This window comes from Paraburkholderia sp. BL23I1N1, assembly GCF_003610295.1.
GTDB lineage: Bacteria > Pseudomonadota > Gammaproteobacteria > Burkholderiales > Burkholderiaceae > Paraburkholderia.
In genome coordinates, this window is the sequence record NZ_RAPV01000001.1 from 1,394,141 (window position 1) to 1,410,493 (window position 16,353).

21 protein-coding genes and 1 pseudogene are annotated in these 16,353 nt (G+C 61.4%); 18 read left to right on the top strand and 4 right to left on the bottom strand.

Features of this window, described 5'->3' with window-relative positions:
- The first annotated feature begins 2 nt into the window (after positions 1-2).
- From B0G76_RS06640 to B0G76_RS06685, 10 genes are all read left to right on the top strand, one after another.
- On the top strand, positions 3-620 hold the full coding sequence (locus B0G76_RS06640) for a phage tail assembly protein (RefSeq protein ID WP_120291089.1): 618 nt from the start codon (positions 3-5) through the stop codon (positions 618-620).
- A gap of 68 nt (positions 621-688) precedes the next feature.
- Positions 689-2,509, top strand: a complete 1,821-nt coding sequence (locus B0G76_RS06645; RefSeq protein WP_120291091.1) for a phage tail tip lysozyme — start codon at positions 689-691, stop codon at positions 2,507-2,509.
- Positions 2,506-3,942, top strand: a complete 1,437-nt coding sequence (locus tag B0G76_RS06650; RefSeq protein ID WP_120291093.1) for a DNA circularization protein — start codon at positions 2,506-2,508, stop codon at positions 3,940-3,942. Before B0G76_RS06645 ends, B0G76_RS06650 begins: the two co-directional genes overlap by 4 nt.
- Positions 3,943-3,945: 3 nt before the next feature.
- A complete protein-coding gene (locus B0G76_RS06655; protein WP_120291095.1) occupies positions 3,946-5,013 on the top strand; it encodes a phage baseplate assembly protein in 1,068 nt (355 codons plus the stop codon).
- Positions 5,013-5,657, top strand: coding sequence for a phage baseplate assembly protein V (locus B0G76_RS06660; RefSeq protein WP_120291097.1), 645 nt, complete (start codon positions 5,013-5,015; stop codon positions 5,655-5,657). The genes B0G76_RS06655 and B0G76_RS06660 overlap by 1 nt, the downstream gene beginning before the upstream one ends.
- Entirely contained in the window at positions 5,654-6,109 is a 456-nt protein-coding gene (locus B0G76_RS06665; RefSeq protein WP_120291099.1) for a phage GP46 family protein, read from the top strand. The genes B0G76_RS06660 and B0G76_RS06665 overlap by 4 nt, the downstream gene beginning before the upstream one ends.
- Complete coding sequence (locus B0G76_RS06670) at positions 6,109-7,269, top strand: baseplate J/gp47 family protein (RefSeq protein ID WP_120291101.1); 1,161 nt, start codon at positions 6,109-6,111, stop codon at positions 7,267-7,269. The genes B0G76_RS06665 and B0G76_RS06670 overlap by 1 nt, the downstream gene beginning before the upstream one ends.
- A 3-nt stretch (positions 7,270-7,272) precedes the next feature.
- The gene (locus B0G76_RS06675) at positions 7,273-7,863 is read left to right on the top strand and encodes a YmfQ family protein (RefSeq protein WP_120291103.1); all 591 of its coding nucleotides are present in this window, start codon (positions 7,273-7,275) and stop codon (positions 7,861-7,863) included.
- Positions 7,864-7,870: 7 nt separating this feature from the next.
- The gene (locus tag B0G76_RS06680) at positions 7,871-9,211 is read left to right on the top strand and encodes a hypothetical protein (protein ID WP_120291105.1); all 1,341 of its coding nucleotides are present in this window, start codon (positions 7,871-7,873) and stop codon (positions 9,209-9,211) included.
- 79 nt (positions 9,212-9,290) lie between these two features.
- A complete protein-coding gene (locus B0G76_RS06685) occupies positions 9,291-10,121 on the top strand; it encodes a hypothetical protein (RefSeq protein ID WP_147394021.1) in 831 nt (276 codons plus the stop codon).
- 1 nt (position 10,122) lies between these two features.
- Here B0G76_RS06685 and B0G76_RS06690 read toward each other — a convergent pair whose 3' ends face one another.
- The 3 genes from B0G76_RS06690 to B0G76_RS06700 all read right to left on the bottom strand — a co-directional run bounded on the left by B0G76_RS06690 (position 10,123) and on the right by B0G76_RS06700 (position 11,494).
- Positions 10,123-10,359, bottom strand: a complete 237-nt coding sequence (locus B0G76_RS06690) for a hypothetical protein (RefSeq protein ID WP_120291109.1) — start codon at positions 10,357-10,359, stop codon at positions 10,123-10,125.
- Positions 10,360-10,400: 41 nt separating this feature from the next.
- A complete protein-coding gene (locus tag B0G76_RS06695) occupies positions 10,401-11,219 on the bottom strand; it encodes a hypothetical protein (protein WP_120291111.1) in 819 nt (272 codons plus the stop codon).
- Between the two features lie 65 nt (positions 11,220-11,284).
- Positions 11,285-11,494, bottom strand: a complete 210-nt coding sequence (locus tag B0G76_RS06700) for an XRE family transcriptional regulator (protein ID WP_310793927.1) — start codon at positions 11,492-11,494, stop codon at positions 11,285-11,287.
- Between the two features lie 212 nt (positions 11,495-11,706).
- On the opposite strand from B0G76_RS06700, the gene B0G76_RS06705 reads away from it, so the two are divergent.
- The 7 genes and pseudogenes from B0G76_RS06705 (at position 11,707) to B0G76_RS44690 (ending at position 15,326) form a co-directional block, all read left to right on the top strand.
- Positions 11,707-12,186 (top strand): hypothetical protein, encoded by a 480-nt coding sequence (locus B0G76_RS06705; protein ID WP_147394022.1) that lies wholly within the window; start codon positions 11,707-11,709, stop codon positions 12,184-12,186.
- On the top strand, positions 12,170-12,748 hold the full coding sequence (locus tag B0G76_RS06710; RefSeq protein WP_120291115.1) for a hypothetical protein: 579 nt from the start codon (positions 12,170-12,172) through the stop codon (positions 12,746-12,748). Before B0G76_RS06705 ends, B0G76_RS06710 begins: the two co-directional genes overlap by 17 nt.
- 54 nt (positions 12,749-12,802) lie before the next feature.
- Entirely contained in the window at positions 12,803-13,294 is a 492-nt protein-coding gene (locus B0G76_RS06715) for a glycoside hydrolase family 19 protein (protein ID WP_259460522.1), read from the top strand.
- Between the two features lie 136 nt (positions 13,295-13,430).
- Positions 13,431-13,742: a hypothetical protein gene (locus B0G76_RS06720; RefSeq protein ID WP_147394023.1), complete on the top strand. Its 312-nt coding sequence runs from the start codon at positions 13,431-13,433 to the stop codon at positions 13,740-13,742.
- A complete protein-coding gene (locus tag B0G76_RS06725) occupies positions 13,742-14,047 on the top strand; it encodes a hypothetical protein (RefSeq protein ID WP_120291119.1) in 306 nt (101 codons plus the stop codon). Before B0G76_RS06720 ends, B0G76_RS06725 begins: the two co-directional genes overlap by 1 nt.
- Before the next feature lie 10 nt (positions 14,048-14,057).
- The gene (locus tag B0G76_RS06730; RefSeq protein ID WP_120291121.1) at positions 14,058-14,507 is read left to right on the top strand and encodes a hypothetical protein; all 450 of its coding nucleotides are present in this window, start codon (positions 14,058-14,060) and stop codon (positions 14,505-14,507) included.
- A 41-nt stretch (positions 14,508-14,548) separates the two neighbouring features.
- Positions 14,549-15,326 (top strand): annotated as a pseudogene (locus B0G76_RS44690) (patatin-like phospholipase family protein).
- On the opposite strand, the gene B0G76_RS06740 reads toward B0G76_RS44690, so the two are convergent.
- Positions 15,323-15,760, bottom strand: coding sequence for a hypothetical protein (locus B0G76_RS06740; RefSeq protein ID WP_120291123.1), 438 nt, complete (start codon positions 15,758-15,760; stop codon positions 15,323-15,325). The pseudogene B0G76_RS44690 and the gene B0G76_RS06740 overlap by 4 nt on opposite strands.
- Before the next feature lie 140 nt (positions 15,761-15,900).
- Here B0G76_RS06740 and B0G76_RS06745 point away from each other — a divergent pair, with 140 nt between their 5' ends.
- Positions 15,901-16,266, top strand: coding sequence for a hypothetical protein (locus B0G76_RS06745; protein ID WP_120291125.1), 366 nt, complete (start codon positions 15,901-15,903; stop codon positions 16,264-16,266).
- Positions 16,267-16,353: the final 87 nt, after the last annotated feature.

The window sequence follows — 16,353 nt, forward strand, 5'->3', positions numbered from 1 at the left end:
GCATGAGCCAATCCGAAGAAAAAGTAATTACCCTGGCCGTCCCGCTTTCGCTGGGTGACGCATTGAAGTACGACTCGATCATGTTGCGTGAGCCGACGGTCGACGAGCTCGACCGCAGCACGCAGACGGCCGGGTCGATCTATGCGGTGAACGCTGCGCTGATCTCGATGGTTTCGAGTATTCCGCTGACGTTGATCCGAAAGCTGGGAAAGACCAAGTACGAAGAGGCCGTCGCGTATCTGAAGGGCTTCGACTGGACGTCCCCGAAAGATGAACCGAAGGCGCCGGAAAAGACCGTGGTGCTGAAGCAGCCGATCACCCTGAACGGCGACAACAGAACGTACGACTCGATCCATCTCAGCGAGCCGACGGTCGAGCAACTCGACCAGAGCGCGCAAGTCGACGGCACAGCTTATGCGTGCAATGCCGAACTGATCTCGCTTGTTTCTGGCGTGCCGATCGCCGTAGTGCGGAAGATGGGCAAATCGAGCTACGAGGAGGCGACGGCGTTCCTCTCGGGTTTTACATGGGCGCCCCCGCCGTCTGGCGAGACCTCGGAGACCGGTGCGCCGACGTTACCCACTTCTTCCGGTGGGGACCTGACGCCGTCGGCTGCATGAAGCTGAGCAGGTTCCAGTATTGGCATGACCAGGCCCTGCGCCTGAGACAGAGCACCTGAGGTCTTCCGATGCCCAACGTTTTCCAGATCACGATCAGCGCGGTCGACCGCGCGACCGCGGTTGCCAAGGGCGTCAACGCGTCGATCGGCAAGATTACCAAGCCGATCTCCGACGTGAAGGCCTCCGTACAGGCCTTCTCGAAGGAAACTGGCCTGGACAAGCTCGGGGATCGTCTCGTCAAGGTCGGCGGCGTCGCGAGCGAGGCGGCGCGGCGGATCGGATCGATTGCGCCGCCGCTTGCGGCGATTTCGGCCGCGGGCTCGATCGCAGGCCTTGCGACTATGGCCCACAGCTGGGGACGCACGGCGACCGAGATCTCGAACACGGCGTCGGTCATCGACGTGACGACCGATCAGTTGCAGAAGTACCGCGGTGCCGCGCGGCTGGCAGGCCTATCAGATTCCGACATGACGTCAGGCCTGAAGTCGGTGGGCTCTGCATTCGAGGATGCGGCGGCGGGCCGCGACACCTTCGTCGCTGGCGTGCTGTCAAGCAAGAACATTGGCATCCATCGAATGGCAGATGGCTCGGTCAACACGATCCGCGCGCTGCATGACATTTCGAATGCCGCCTCGAAGATCACCAACGCGCAGGCGCGCGAGAAGTTTCTCGACATCTTCGGACTTGGCTCTCTCGCGCCGCTGCTCTCGAAGGGCGGCGCGGCGATCGACGAATACGTCGCGAAATACGAGAAGCTGGACGCGACGATGACGCCTGATCAGATCGCGCGTGGCGAACGCTTCAACGAGAACATGGTGGCGCTCGATGCGTCATTCGGGAAGCTCAAAAACACCCTTGGTGAGTCCGTGGCGCCGGCGCTGACTGCAGTCGCGAATCGCCTCGAGCCAATCGCTCAGGAGTGGGGCCCGAAGGTCGCATCGTGGATCGAGACGACCGACTGGAACAAGGCAGCTGATGACACAGCGAAATTTGTGGATCAGTTGGGCGGGGTGAAGACGATCGCCGCAGCGGTGGCTGCGATCACTTTCGCAGGCCCGATTTTGAGCATCACCACGCTGATCGCACAGGCGGTGCGTCTCGTCAGCCTGCTCGGCACCATTGCGGTGACGACGGCGCCTGGCGCCGTAATTGCGCTGGGAGCAGCCGGATATCTAGCGGAAAAGACGCGGCAGGCGGCTTTTGACAAGGCTATTCCGGCCGGCCCGAATCACGATCAGTACGTCGCCGACGCGATGGCGGGCGGTGTCGTCACTCCCGATGTTCAAGGTCCTAAGGGCGGAGGTCTCGGCGGTGACATCTATAGATGGGCCTCAGGCCTGTTCCGTTCGAGCGCCGCGAAAAATGCCCAGACGGCGCCAATCGTCGGTCGTTTTCAGCAGTTGGGCTGGAGTCCGGCTCAGGCAGCGGGCATTGCATCGAACCTCTTCCGTGAGAGCGGATACGACCCGACGGCGAGCGGGGACAACGGGCAGGCCTACGGATTGGGGCAATGGCACAAAGATCGACAGGAAGAGTTCCGCAAGCGGTTTGGCAAAGACATTCGGCAGTCCTCCCTCGATGAGCAACTGCAGTTCGTCGACTATGAGCTGCGTCAGGGCAACGAGCGTCGCGCGGGGGATGCGCTCGCGAAGACGACCTCTGCGGCGCAAGCTGGGGAGATCGTCTCACGGCTTTATGAGCGTCCGGCACAAGCTGACAACGAGGCCGCGATCCGTGCCAGTGATGCCGATGCGATCAACGGTCGAGTGCACGTGCAAATCGAAATGCCCAACGCGCCGAAGGGCACGCGTGCAACGGTTCGTAGCAGCGGGGCGGCTAGCGCCTCGGCGAACATCGGCGAGTCGAATTTGATGGAACCGGCAATATGAGTGCAGCAACCCTGACGACGTTCGCCGGCAGCATTGGCGGCCTTGCGTCGGCCGCGCAGCAGGTTGCGTCGATCCTGACAGGCGCAGGTGCTGGAACATGGTGGGGCTCGCTGCGGCAGGCATCGTTCGGCGGTGTGCCATTCGCGGTGCGCGAGAATCGCACGCGTTTCGGCAACCGCAACGCCGTGCACCGCTACCCGTACCGCGACGACGTATATATCGAGCCACTCGGCAAGCTGCCGCGGCAGTATGAGCTCATCGGGTTCCTGATCGAGAACAGCCGCGTCTATGGCGGCGGTCCGGTGATCGCGCAGCGCGATGCGCTGGTCGCGGCATGCGAGAAGGGTGGCCCGCAGACACTCGTGCATCCGACGTTTGGCAGCGTGCAGAGCGTCAACTGCATGGAGTCGGAGGCGAGCGAAAGCTTCGATCACGGCCGCGTGATCATGATCCGCCTGTCGTTGATGCGCGGCGGCACGAAGATCTATCCGAACGTCACGCAGTCAACCCAGAACGTGGTTGATAGCGCGGCGCAAAACATGTTCGGCAGCTCGTTGGTCGACTTCGCGACGAAGGCAGCCACCGCGGTCCAGCAGGGCGCAGCGGTCGTGAATACGGCCGTCGATACAGCCCTTTCGTGGTACCAGACCGCAGTAAGCGACATCCACGATGTGGAACGCGTGGTCAATGCTGTTTCGACGCTCTCTGGCGATTTCAGTCGCTTCTTCGGCGGTGGCAATAGCGGCTATACGGGCTCGAACCAGACAGCGCCGGCGGGAACTACCGCGGAGCAGCTGCTCGCGCAGGACACCGTCGGTGTAGCGGCGGTGGTCGCCGCGGGCAGTGCGTTGCAGACAGCGGCCGCGAACGCGAGCGATACGACGACGTTCGCTACGGCCGCACAGACGCTCGTGACAGCGCTCGCGGCCACAGCCTCAGACCCGGCCGACGCAATTCGGCTGATGACGGATCTGGCGTCGTTTTCGCCGACCGGCAATTTCACGAGTTCGCCGATCGGCTCGGCGATGTCGTCGATGCAGACGGCCTGCGGAGCCTTATTTCGGCGGGCTGCGCTCGCCGGCGTGGCGCAGGCCTGCGCCGTCTATCAGCCTTCCTCGTACAACGATGCAACGACGGTGCTCGAGAACGTGACGATGCTCTTCGACGCTGAGATCGAGACGGCGGGTGATGCAGAAGATGATGCAAGCTTCGCGGCGCTACGCGCCCTGCGTAGTGCGGTCGTCGCAGATCTGCAGGCGCGCGGCGGCAATCTTGCGGCGCTGGTGACGATGACGTTCGCGGGCTCGCTGCCGGCGCTCGTTCTCGCGCACCGGATTTATGACGATGCCGGGCGTGCCGGCCAGTTGGTGCAGCAAGTGCAACCCGTTCATCCGTTGTTCATGCCACAGACGTTCCAGGCACTGGCCAACTGACGCATGGACGACGATCTGATTTTGATCGCGGGCGCCCAGGCGATCAGCGGCTGGACCGACGTGCGCGTCACGCGAGGTATTGAGCGCTGCCCGTCCGATTTCAGCCTCGGGCTGACGGAAGCGTTCCCGGGCGAAACGGAAGAGGTCATTGTGCAAGCGGGTGATCCGTTTGAACTGCACATCGGCTCGGATCGGGTCATCACTGGTTATATCGATGAGTACGTGCCGGAGTACGACGCTGACAGCCACTCGATATCGGCCTCCGGCCGCGGGAAGTGTCAGGATCTGATCGACTGTTCGGCAGTGTGGCCGAGCGGTCAGATCAGCGGCACGTCGGCGCTCGACGTGGCGTCGAAGCTTGCGGCGCATTACGGCATCAGCGTTGTGTGCGACATCGCAGGACTACCGCCGATCCCCCAGTTCAACATTTTCATCGGCGAAAGTGCGTACGACATCATTGAGCGGATCAGCCGGTATAGCCAGCTGCTCGTCTATGACACGCCGGACGGCAATCTGCTTCTGACACAGGCGCAGAAGACCCAGCACGTCGGCGGTATCGCCGAGGGCATCAACGCGCAGCATGCCCGCGTGCGGTATTCGGCTTCGCAGCGTTTTTCGAAGTACACGGTCTTCACGCAGTCGGTCGAGACATTCAACGACGCCGGCGTTGGAGCGAACGTGATCGTCACTATGGAAGACGTCGGTGTGAGGCGCACGCGCGAGCGCTATATCGTGGCCGAGGCCGTACAAGGCTATACGGATCTCGCGAAGCGCCGCGCCGTGTGGGAGATGAACCGGCGCATCGCTCGCGCGGCGGAGATCACGGTGACGACCGACAGCTGGCGCGACGGGGCAGGCACGCTCTGGACGCCCAACACGCTCGTGCCCGTGACGCTGCCCAAGCTGAAGATCGTGGACGAGGTCTGGCTGCTCGGCGAGGTTACGTATATACGGAACGAAGAAGAGGGCACGATCGCGGAGCTCACGATCATGCGCCCCGAGGCCTATCTACCGGAACCGGTCGCGCTGCAACCGTTGTTCGTCGACGCAAGCGCGTTGCCGGGAGCGTAATGGCAACTTTCCATGCAGCGATCCGTCACGTAAGCCGTGCGATCGGCCGTGCGCAGGCAACCGCCGACCGGCTTGCTCGGCGCGTTCTGCTGCTTATCGGACGCGGCCGAATCAGCGCGCCGGTAAACGATGCAGGGCCGGTGCAGTTGCTGCAGGCGCAGATCAACGAGCTCGAGACGATCGACAACCTTCGGCGTATCGCTGAATTCGGTTTCACGTCGGTACCACCGCAGGGCTCCGATGTTGCGATCGTGTTCGTGGGCGGTGATCGCGGCAGCGGCCTCGTGATCGGCACGAACCACCAAGCCTCGCGGCCGACCGGTCTCAATCCAGGCGAGACGATGATTTTTACGCAGGACGGCAAGCAGATCTATCTCACCGCAGGCGGCGGGATCATCGTGAAGGCGAATGGCCAGCCGGTCGAGGTCAACGATGCAACGACGGTGACCATTGTGGCTTCCACCGAAATTGTCGCCGACACACCGATTCTCAAGTGCACGGGTGACATTCTGGACAACTGCAACACGAACTCGCGGACTGTGGCCGGTATGCGTTCAGTGGCCAACGGCCACACCCATCCGGTTCCTAACGTTCAGTTGGGTGGTCCTGGTACGACAACGCAACCGCCTAATCAGCCCGAATGAGCGACTTCAAGATTGTCTGGGACGTTGCCAATGCACGCGGCGACTGGCAGATGCTGGCCGGCGATATCGCGACGGGCGACGACCTCGAGACCGCGCTTCTCTTCAGCTTTTTCAGCGATCGCGAAGCCGCGCCGGACGATGTTATTCCGGACGGCTCGAACGATCGCCGAGGCTGGTGGGGCGATGACGACACCGACGACACAACGGGGCCGACCGGCTCACGCCTTTGGCTGCTCTCCCGTAGAACCTCACCTACCAACAAGACGCTGACGGATGCCTATGACTACGTGGTCGAGGCAATCCAGTGGCTGATCGACACCGGCGTTGTCGGCAGCTTCGCCGTTGCTACCCAGTGGGTGCGGCCGGACATGCTCGGGATATCCATCACAGCGTATCAGCCGGATGGCACCGCATTGCAGACCTATAACTGGGCTTGGCCCATGGTGAACTGATGCCATTTTCACGTCCTACGTTAAGCGCGTTGCGCACCCAGATCTGGACGGATATCAGGAGCGCGGTCGGACTGACGGTCTCGCTGCTTCAAAAGGCCGTCCTGAAGATTGTAGGGTCCGCGCTTGCGGCGCTCGTCTTTGGTCTGTATGGCTACCTCGACTGGATCGCTAAGCAGGCCGTCCCGTTCACGTCGACCGACGAGTTCCTCGCAGGGTGGGGCGCGTTGAAGAGCGTGTATCTCGAGGCCGCGACGCAGACACAGCTAACGGTGCAGTTCACCGGAACAGCCCCGACCGACCTTCCAGCGGGGACCGGCGTGAACCGGACAGCCGACGGGTTTGCCTATGTGACGATGTCCGATGCGGTGGTGAGCGGCACGACCGTCACGGTCAATATTCAGGCCGTCACTGCAGGGAGTGCTGGAAACTGCGATGTGGGCACGTCCGTGTCGCTGGCGTCGGCCGTCACCGGTATCCAGTCGAGTGGCACCGTAACTGCGACCGCCAGATCGGGTACGGATGTCGAGGAACAGGACGATTTCCGCGACAGGGTAATGCTAGCGTTCCAGGATCCGGTGCAGGGCGGTGCGCAAACGGACTACGTGAAGTGGGCGCGAAACGTGGCGGGTGTCACGCGAGCGTGGTGCTCGCCGAACGGGTTCGGTGCGGGTACCGTCGTCGTCTACTTCATGATGGATAACGCGGAATCGGAGCACGCCGGCTTTCCGCAGGGCACGAACGGCGTATCGCAGTTCGACGAAGGTCCGGGCGGCACGCCGCGAGACGTCGTGGCCACCGGCGACCAACTGACGGTCGCTGACGCGATCGTCAGTCAACAGCCGGTAACGGCTCTCGTCTACGCATGCGCGCCAATAGAGAACCAGATTGGTTTCCGCATAACCGGGGTGACTTCGACGAGTACGCAGACCGCGATCGATGGTGCGCTCGCAGATCTGATGATCAGGGAAGGAGCGCCTGCCATCACGATCGACTTGTCCGACGTGAATTCTGCGATCGGCTCGGTGCCAGGGTCGTCAGGGTATTTGATCGAAGCGATCACCAGCACGGTGGGCAGCGTGACAACCACGTATCCCGCGAATACCAACATCACGAACGCCACGGGCCAGTTGCCGGTGCTCGGTAACGTCGACTGGGTTTGACCGATGCCAGCACCGAACTACAGCGCCGCTAACTACCTGCAAGCGCTTCAGGCGCATTTGCCCCGCGGTCGGGTATGGCCGCGCGATCCCGACGCCACTCAAACTGCGGTGCTCTCGGGGTTCACGCCGTGTTTCGCGGCGCTGACGAGCCGGGCAAATTATCTGCTCGTCGACGCCTTTCCACCGTCGACCTTCGAACTGTTGCCCGAGTGGGAGTCAACGCTTGGGCTCCCGGATCCGTGCGCCGGCGAGGCGCCTACCACCCAGCAACGCGTCGCGCAGGTGGTCGCCCGGCTGACTGCTACCGGTGGCCAGTCGGTTGCGTATTTCACAGCCGTCGCGGCCGCTCTCGGCTACGCGATCACGATCACACAGTTTGTGCCATCGCGATTTGGCAAGAGTTTCGGAACGCTGTTTGGCGGAGCTGCGTGGGCATTTGCCTGGCAAGTCAATGCGCCGACATTCACGATAAACACCCTGCAGTTCGGCGGATCGTTCGGCACGCCGTTCGCCTCCTGGAGCAACAACGTCCTTCAGTGCGAACTGCAGCGTTTCGCGCCCGCTCACACGACGCTACTCTTTTCCTACTCCTGAGGCACCCATGGATCGATTGATCGCGCCGAACTCGGTCGTTTCTGCGCAAGCCGACGTTGCACCCGCAACCGGAACTCCGCAGTTTGCAACCGATGGCAACCCCGCCGCTAATATCCCGGCTACCCAATGGCCTGCATATCAATACAACGCGATTCAGGAAGAACTCGTCGCGATTCTGGTTGCGGCCGGCATCACGCCCGATCGGACTAAAACGAATCAGCTCGCCGCTGCTATCCGGCGTTTGGGGCAGAGCACGCTCGTGCTATCGGACACTGGCGCCGTGAACGCCTATGCCGCGACTAATCCCACACCGCTCATCACCGGCGCTTCGGCAACATGGGTCGACGGCGTCGTGCAGGCGGTGAAGATTGCACACACGAACACCGGCGCATCGACTTATGCGCCTGATGGCCTGGCTGCGATTCCGATCTATGGACTCGGTCTGCAACCCCTGCAAGGCAACGAGCTGCTGCTCAACGGTACCGCTATCCTCATGCATGCGACGATCGCGGGCGTGAATAGCGGAAACCCGATCTGTGTATTGATGGAATGCGCAGGCGGAGCGCAGCAGATCCCCCCCGCCACCGCAAGCCAGCATGCGGTGCAGTTGGGGCAGGTGGGACATGGACAGTGCCGGCTCACCTATTCGAGCGCGACGACTATCAAACTGACCCAGTTCAATGGTCAAAACCTAATCATCAACGGAGTCCCGCAAGCTATTCCGGCAGCAGGTGTGTCGCTTTCGAATGGCGGTCTCTCGGCATCAACGTTCTATTATGTCTATGCATACATGAACGCAGGCGTGATGACGCTTGAAGCGGTTGCGACGACGCACGTCACAGGAACAAACGGTGTTGAACAAAAGAGTGGTGACGCGACCCGCTCGCTTGTGGGCGCCGTCCTGACGAACTCGTCAAGCCAGTTCAGTGCTACCAATAACTTCTACGGCATTATTTCGTGGTTCAACAAGCAAAGTATCAGTATGCAGCCGGTTGCGGCTGCCGGCACGCTGACGTCAACATCGCCGACGGAGATCAACTCCGGTAATCGAGTGACGTTTATATCCTGGCTCGGGGTGTCGGTCATCTGTACTTGCAGCGGTTTCGCTAGCGATACCATTTCGCAGTCTGCAATTGTTATGGGTGTTGGTTTTAACAGCATCACCGCAACGTCAGGGCAGATCAACCAAGCGAATGCGCCCTTTGCAGGCGCGGCGGTTAGCTTGTCAACCACATTCACACCGTTCGTTGCAACTGAGAATCAAGCCCAATACATGACTCCGCTTGGACAGGTTTCTACAGGCTCCGGCTCGTTCAATGTCATCAATAGCGTGACTATCCAGGGCTGACGCGGAACAAGCGCCCGCACAACTTTCCAAACATTTATGCAAGTCGCCTTCGGGCGGCTTTTTTATTTCCGGGGATAAATTGAAATCATTTGCGATGTTTATCGCGACGGCATTATTCGCCTGTTTCGCGCATGCCACGACCTATTCGACGGTCGATATTTATATGGATGGCGATTCGACGATGTTTGGCTGGGCGATGAGCGGTGGAACTATGACATGCAACGATGGAACGACGACGAGCGGCTGCACGACCAACGACTACGGTCACAACATGGCAAATGGCACGATGTCGCAGCAGCAACATAATGAGCCGGCCGAAGTCTTGCTGGATATGGCCGCAGCGTTTGGCGCAGGGACCGTGACTGTCGAAAATCACGGTGTCGGTGGTGCAACGGTTCTGGATTCAATCAACGGATCGGCTGACGCAGTGAGCGGCGCTTCGGAATATGATTGCTCTGTCACGACCAATGAGTCGGCGACTTGTGGATCGCTGGGGTCTCGATTGCATGCATCCCATGCACAAATCGTCGTCGGTAAATTTCTGACCAACGATCAGTATCGAATGAGTCCGTCACAATTTCAAACGTATGTCGCGACGTGGATTTCCACGGTGCAGGGAAACACTAACGCGGATGGTAATCCGATGGTTGCGGTGTGGGAAGAGTCGTCGCCGATCTGCCGCCTCGATGCGCCCAACGTCGGGCCCTACCTAGATGCTGGGCGAGCGGCGGCTGCGGCGGCTCAGCCTCCAGTTCTGGTCATCGACAATCATGATTGGATTTATGCCAATTATGATTGGAAGCCACATCTCTCCGATTGCGTGCACCCTGATAACGGGCTATATGCCACGCTTGGCGATAGATCGGCGACAACAATGGGACGGACCGTGCAATTGCTGCTCGGCAGGTAGATCACCACACAGTCATGTCGCGGCGGCGACGCTTTCTGGATCCCATTTCCCATGCGATGTACAGTTTTGTGCCCTCTAAATACGGGTTGTCCAGAAGGCCATCCTGATTTTCCAGACCTTCTTCATATGCGGCTTGCAAGGCCGTCGAATTGAGTTCAACGGCAGGCCCTTTGTGAGGGTCAAGGAACCATTTAACGGTTCGCCATGCTGCCCCGATCCGCTGCTTCAGTTGCTGCATTGAAATGGCCCGGTTTGATGTACGGATATGAGTTATAACTCTCATCGCCCTAACAGAATCTGAACAGTCCGCCCCATTGCCGTGCCAGCCCGATCGCCAAGAAACTTGTATAAATCGCTGTCGGGATGGACGCAATCCAGAAGACCCGGTATCCAGTTGTAGTTCGCATACGTGTAATCGTGATTGTCGATCACAAGGACCGGAGGATTGGCCGCCGCAGCAGCAGCGCGTCCCGACTTAAGGTATGGCCCGGCATCGGGGGCGTCAAGTCGACATATGGGCGATGATTCCTCCCAAATCGCCGTCATGTGCTGGCCATCTGCATTCAGATTCTGCTGAACCGTAGCCATCCAGGTCGCGACGTACTGCCCGTACTGCTGCGGCGTCATACGATATTGGTCGTTCGTGAGAAATTGTCCGACGACGATTTGTGCGTGGCTGGCTTTCAGGCGGCCCATGAGCGATCCGCATGTGGACGATTCATTCGTCACGGCAGAGCAGTCGTATTCTGGTGCCTGACTGATAGGGTCCGCAGAGCCGTTGATCGAGTCAAGGACGGTGGCGCCCCCGATTCCGTGATTTTCGACAGTCACCGCACCAGATCCAAATGCGGCATCCATAACGGATTGAACGCGGCCGGGCTCGGTGATCTGCGCTTGCACGAAATTAGCGCCCGCGACGTTATGCCCGTAGCTGTCAATGGTACAGCCCGAAGTTGTCGCGCCGTCGTTGCAAGTCAGCGTTCCGCCGAGCGCCGACCAGCCATACGTTTTGCTGTCGCCGTCATAGTAGATTGTAACGACCTTGTCTTTCCTTAAAGTTTGGGGGTCGACCGTAGGTGTCCGCGCAGAATTAGTCATGGGAGCATTCCCACTGCTGCCACCACCGCACGCGCTGAGCGCTGCGGCGCACCCGAGCGACATGGCTATGGCTGCGGCTCTCCATCGGCCGCCGGCGGCCGGAACTCGGCCCCTGCCAGGCGCATCCTTTCGTAGATGCGCGCGAGGGTTGCCTCGTCCAATTCGAGCTGGGCCATGAACGTGAAGAGCATTTGCGCGCTCATCGGCCGCGGGTCTCGCGGATTGGTGTACTTGCGCCAATGCTGATCGCCCGCAAGCCAGCATAAGTCGGCCATCTGCTTGCCTGTGAGCCCGAGCTCGTTTCTTCAGGTCGGCCAGCTTTTGCGCGGGAGGATGCTTGTAATGAATTGGCATAGCCGGGCACGCGGCGCGCGCGAAACGTGAACTTCATGATTTTCGTCCTTTCGGGATAAGCGGGACTCGCGACAGCGTTTCCCTATGGACAGTAAATTAGCCCTAATAGGGCTAGTCGTCAAGCGAAGATCGCATGCCGCCCATGAGGCGGCTTTTTTACACCCGCAGCGCCGGCAAACAGGAGATCGAGCCGATGTCGGATTTTTGGAACGAGGGTGTGAAGTCAATCGCGGCGGCTCTCGGCGGGATGGGCACGTTCTGGGCCGGCGCGCGCATGTGGCGGCAAGCCGATCGTCGACGCCAGGCCGAAAGCGAGGGTGAGGCCAAGATCGTCGAGGCAGACTCAGCTGGGCAGGTCGAGTCCATCGCGCGATTTGAGCGACTCGCCACTCTTGCCGAAGAGAGGGCCGGACGTGCTGAAGCGCGTGAACTGTTGGCCGTTCAGCGTGCGGACCGCGCCGAGGAACTGATGCGAGCCGCTGAGCAAAGGGCTGCCGAGGCAGAACAGCGCGCCCGACATGCGGAGGCGGAAGTTGAGGAACTGAAACGCCGCATCGAGAGCCTCGAGCTGATCGTCGGCAACCGGAGGGCACGTGATGACGCAAATTCGTGACTGGCGCTGGTGGGTCTTCATCGGCTGCTTGATGGGCGGCTTCGGCGGGATGCTGGCGGCCGGATATTTTCTGGGGCAGTGGGGCATGTCCGTCGAGCGAGCGAAATGGGCCGACGAACGTGGCGCACTCATGAAGCGCTTTCCGATTGCTCGAGCAGACGAGAGGGCTGCATGCACGCGAGAGTACTCCGCTCAGATCGAAGGCCTCAAAGCGACCGCGGCGGCGCGCGACGCGATGGCCAGCCAGACTGCGGCAGACGTGGTCGACATGAAGTCGCTGATGAAGACGACGAACGACCTGGCCGCATACACGCTGCGATTTCTCGGTGATCGCGCGCGCGTGAACGACGAACGCAGCGCCACGATGCTGAAACAGACGCGCGAGGCAGCCGCCGCGGCGACGGCTGCCCAGAAAACCACGGTGCAGGTCGAGCAGAAGGTCAGCGTCGCAGCTGACAAGGCCGACGAGGCGGCGAGCACGGCAAAGGCTGTCGACAGAAAGCTCGACACCGCAACGCATCCAGCCTTGCCCGCGAAACCCTGGGCCGGCGGCAATCGCTAGCAGCTCGTCGACGCACCTTTAACTTGCGCGCGGGTCCACGCGCCGGAGAACTCCATGTCCCCTGACACGCTCGCCTCGGCGCTGCAGATTCCGCTCGCCCGTGCCACCCAGTGGGCCGATCCGCTGTCGGCCGCTATGGCGCTTTGCGCGATCGACTCGCCCGCGCGCCAAGCCGCGTTTCTGGCGCAGTGCGGCCACGAATGCAACCGCTTCCTGTTCCTGCGCGAGCTGTGGGGCCCGACGCCCGAGCAGAAGCTCTATGAGCCATTCACGCCGAAATCGAAGGCGCTGGGCAATACGACCGCCGGCGATGGCTTTCGATACCGCGGTGGCGGCTTGATCCAGATCACGGGTCGATACAACTACCGGACGATGGGCCAGAAGATCGGCGTCGACCTCGAGGGCAACCCGGATCAGATCTCGCAGCCGAGCGTCGCGGCGCAAGCATCGGCGCAGTTCTGGGCCGATCGCAATTTCAATGCATATGCGGATGCGGGGCGCATTTCTCACGCTGAGTCGCGCGATCAACATCGGCAATCCCAATAGCAACGCGACACCGAATGGCATGGACGACCGCGAACAGATCTGGACGAGTTGCAAAGCCCGCGCTCGGTGTCGCTGCCTAAATCGATTTTCAACAATCGCCGCCTAGAGCGGTTTTTTTGCCTTTGGAGAAACAACGATGAACGCATCACTTTGGGTAAGGTTTGTCGCGGCAGCCATGTGCTTTGCGGCATGGGGCGCGCTCGTGCTAATGGGGAAAGCGCCGGCGAACGAGTTCATCTTTGCGCTCGGCCAGACGCTCATCGGCCTCGGCGTTTATCACGCCGCGACCAACAATTCCATCGGCAGCGTCGCCGCGATCGCTTCGACGTTCGAACCGGTTGAGCCCGCCGTCGGGCCACTTCCGGTAGCCGCCGTTTCGACGTCGGCGCAGACGGCCGTGCCGCCGGTACCGACGGTTCAGGCCGCGGCACCAGCCGCGGTGCAGTGATGCGTGCGTTACTCGCGCCGCTGCTGGCGCTCTCGCTGGCGGCGTGCGCGACGTATCGCGTCGAGCCGTTCTATGACGTCGGTGCCGGTCGCGTGATCTGCTGTCGCGCCACGGTGACGAACAGCAAGAACATCGCGACCGTGAACTTCTTTGCCACGGAGTCCGGAGGCACCTACCTCATTCACTTCGTTGAAACCGGCGTCAGTGCCTCGGCGCCGATCGCAGCAGCCGCCATCGGCGCGTCCGACGTCTCGGCCGCCGTCACCAGTGCGGCCGTCACGGCCGCAAAGTTCGCTCCCAAGTAAGGAACCCATCATGAAACGTTTTTCCATGCTGCTCGCGGCAGGTCTTGTCGCGGCCACGTCGCTCGTAGGTTGTGCCGCGCTTTCGACTCAAACGCCGGCGCAGATTGCCCAGAACATCTGTCCGGGTGTGCAATCGGAGATTGGTACCCTGAAACAGTCCGGGGTGTTCACCGGCGGCGCGCAGGCGACGCTGACCAATCAGGTTCAGCCCGACGTTGATGCGGTATGCGCCCAAGGCGCGACGGTGACTGTGGTCAACATTCGGAATCTGGTGCAGGCCACGTTCCCGATTGTGGTGACAGCGATCGGTAATTCCAGCCTGACCGATCAGCAGAAGCTGCAGGCGACGCTCGCGGTTGGCGTCGTGGTGACCGGCATCAACACGGCTCTTTCGCTGCAGTCGGCACCGATCACCACGACGCCTGCGCCGACGCCGGCGAGCGGGACTATCGCATCGTGAACCACCCGATCCGTGTCGCTTTTAGCGGTTCGGGCTTCAAGGTGCCGGCTCACGCCGGCGCCTTGCAGGCGATCGTCGACGCGGGCTACCGGCCGATCGAGCTGGCGGGGACGTCCGGCGGCAGCATTTGCGCGGCTCTCTTTGCCGCCGGCATGTCGCTTTCCGACATGAAGACGCTGGCGCTGACGCACGACTGGTCGAACATGATGTCGTTCAGCCCGCTCGCGGCGCTGCGTATGCGTGGGTTCTGCGACGGCAAAACGCTGCTCGCGTGGATGCTCGAGCACACCGGCGGCAAGACGTTCGCGGATCTGGCGATCGACTTCACGGCCGTGGCGTCGAACGTGGCCAACGAAGGCCCATTCGAGTTTTTCGCGCGCGGCGACGCCCGACGTTCCGGTTGCGCTCGCGGTGCGCTCGTCGACGTCGATCCCATTCGTTTTCGAACCGGTGTCCATCGCCGACGCGCTGCTGTCGGACGGCGGCATGGTGAACAACATTCCGGTGGATCGTCTGAAGGTGGACGAGGTGCCTCGGCTTGGCGTGCAGCTCGTGAGCATGGACCTCTCGCTGAAGCCGAAGGCGCGGCTCTGGCCTCTCCAGTTCGCTATGCGGCTGATCGATCTCATGCTGTCCGCGTGCGAGTCGACGCACGTCAGCGCGGCGCAGGCCGCCGGCGCGCGAATGGCGTTTGTGGAGACGGGCTACGCGTCGACGCTCGATCGCAATATGCCGCTCGAGCTCCGGCAGCGTCTCTTCGACGACGGGTACGCCGCAACGAAAGCTGCGCTTGCGCAAATGGCGGCGGTGACTGCCTAACGTCTCTTCTGGTGGCGCCGCGCGATCATCATCGCCGCGCGGTCCGCTGGATCATCTGGATCGTAGTCGAAGCCTTCCGCACCGCCCGTCAGCCGCGGCGGCGCGCGTCCCGGCTTGCCTTTTCCTCCGACCGGTCCGATGCGAAACAGCTCTCCCTCGATGTATTTGCAAGCGGCGCGCAGTGGCGCGTCCTCTCCGGTCAGTCTTCCAAACTCAGCTCTCTGAGCGGCGCGTGTCGTCTGTTCGAGCAATGTGTTCAGGCGCACTAGCGTCTCTCGCGAGTGCTGAACCTCGAGGATCAGTCGCCAGATGACCTCGTCATCCTTGCGCAGTCGATACCACTCGCGCAGTTCGGCGAGCGTAGGCGGGGCAAAAGGGGGCAGAGTCAAGGCATGCTCAAAACACTGTATGAATAAACAGTATATCGCGAGCATTCTGACGCGCCAGCCTGTACTATTAAGAAAAGCCAAACCACTACAAATCAAAGGCTTACGTGCGGCAGTATCCTCATATAGAGGTACAACATTTTGAATTGCCCGCTTTGCTGCGTAAGCTTTTGCGGGGAAAGACAGGATTGAAGGGCAAAGAGTGCGAGTATTCAGACCATATCGGCGGATCCAGGCGCAGCACCCAAGCTCCGCCGATCGCAGCAGCCGAGCGCGGCGGCACCGCGCCCATGACGAGGGAGACCGACATGTCGCGTGAATTGAAAACCGAGCAGGAACTGCTGGCACTGGTCGTGAAAGCGCTCGACGCCAATCCGGTCACGGCCGGCTGGATTCCGACCGGATTTCACGAGACCGTCGAGGACGAGGAGGGCTGCAACTGGGATATCACCCATCTGCACCGCGACCGCAAGGACGCGAACGTGCGGGAAGTGGCGACCAGTGAGGCGGCCGGGATCATCAACGATCTGCGGGGCCGCTACAACCTGCGGTAGGGCGCGGGGGGCTGTGCCCCGCGCGCAATGCCTTTCTCGCGAGTTCGCGGCATTGTATGGCAAACTTCGCGCTTGATTGACGGCAGT

Bases quoted from the DNA above. Each gene is read 5' to 3' on its own strand.
- B0G76_RS06640 (WP_120291089.1), top strand. From the start codon at position 3: ATGAGCCAATCCGAAGAAAAAGTAATTACCCTGGCCGTCCCGCTTTCG.
- B0G76_RS06645 (WP_120291091.1), top strand. From the start codon at position 689: ATGCCCAACGTTTTCCAGATCACGATCAGCGCGGTCGACCGCGCGACC.
- B0G76_RS06650 (WP_120291093.1), top strand. From the start codon at position 2,506: ATGAGTGCAGCAACCCTGACGACGTTCGCCGGCAGCATTGGCGGCCTT.
- B0G76_RS06655 (WP_120291095.1), top strand. From the start codon at position 3,946: ATGGACGACGATCTGATTTTGATCGCGGGCGCCCAGGCGATCAGCGGC.
- B0G76_RS06660 (WP_120291097.1), top strand. From the start codon at position 5,013: ATGGCAACTTTCCATGCAGCGATCCGTCACGTAAGCCGTGCGATCGGC.
- B0G76_RS06665 (WP_120291099.1), top strand. From the start codon at position 5,654: ATGAGCGACTTCAAGATTGTCTGGGACGTTGCCAATGCACGCGGCGAC.
- B0G76_RS06670 (WP_120291101.1), top strand. From the start codon at position 6,109: ATGCCATTTTCACGTCCTACGTTAAGCGCGTTGCGCACCCAGATCTGG.
- B0G76_RS06675 (WP_120291103.1), top strand. From the start codon at position 7,273: ATGCCAGCACCGAACTACAGCGCCGCTAACTACCTGCAAGCGCTTCAG.
- B0G76_RS06680 (WP_120291105.1), top strand. From the start codon at position 7,871: ATGGATCGATTGATCGCGCCGAACTCGGTCGTTTCTGCGCAAGCCGAC.
- B0G76_RS06690 (WP_120291109.1), bottom strand. From the start codon at position 10,359: ATGCAGCAACTGAAGCAGCGGATCGGGGCAGCATGGCGAACCGTTAAA.
- B0G76_RS06695 (WP_120291111.1), bottom strand. From the start codon at position 11,219: ATGACTAATTCTGCGCGGACACCTACGGTCGACCCCCAAACTTTAAGG.
- B0G76_RS06700 (WP_310793927.1), bottom strand. From the start codon at position 11,494: ATGGCCGACTTATGCTGGCTTGCGGGCGATCAGCATTGGCGCAAGTAC.
- B0G76_RS06705 (WP_147394022.1), top strand. From the start codon at position 11,707: ATGCCGCCCATGAGGCGGCTTTTTTACACCCGCAGCGCCGGCAAACAG.
- B0G76_RS06710 (WP_120291115.1), top strand. From the start codon at position 12,170: ATGACGCAAATTCGTGACTGGCGCTGGTGGGTCTTCATCGGCTGCTTG.
- B0G76_RS06715 (WP_259460522.1), top strand. From the start codon at position 12,803: ATGTCCCCTGACACGCTCGCCTCGGCGCTGCAGATTCCGCTCGCCCGT.
- B0G76_RS06720 (WP_147394023.1), top strand. From the start codon at position 13,431: ATGAACGCATCACTTTGGGTAAGGTTTGTCGCGGCAGCCATGTGCTTT.
- B0G76_RS06725 (WP_120291119.1), top strand. From the start codon at position 13,742: ATGCGTGCGTTACTCGCGCCGCTGCTGGCGCTCTCGCTGGCGGCGTGC.
- B0G76_RS06730 (WP_120291121.1), top strand. From the start codon at position 14,058: ATGAAACGTTTTTCCATGCTGCTCGCGGCAGGTCTTGTCGCGGCCACG.
- B0G76_RS06740 (WP_120291123.1), bottom strand. From the start codon at position 15,760: ATGCTCGCGATATACTGTTTATTCATACAGTGTTTTGAGCATGCCTTG.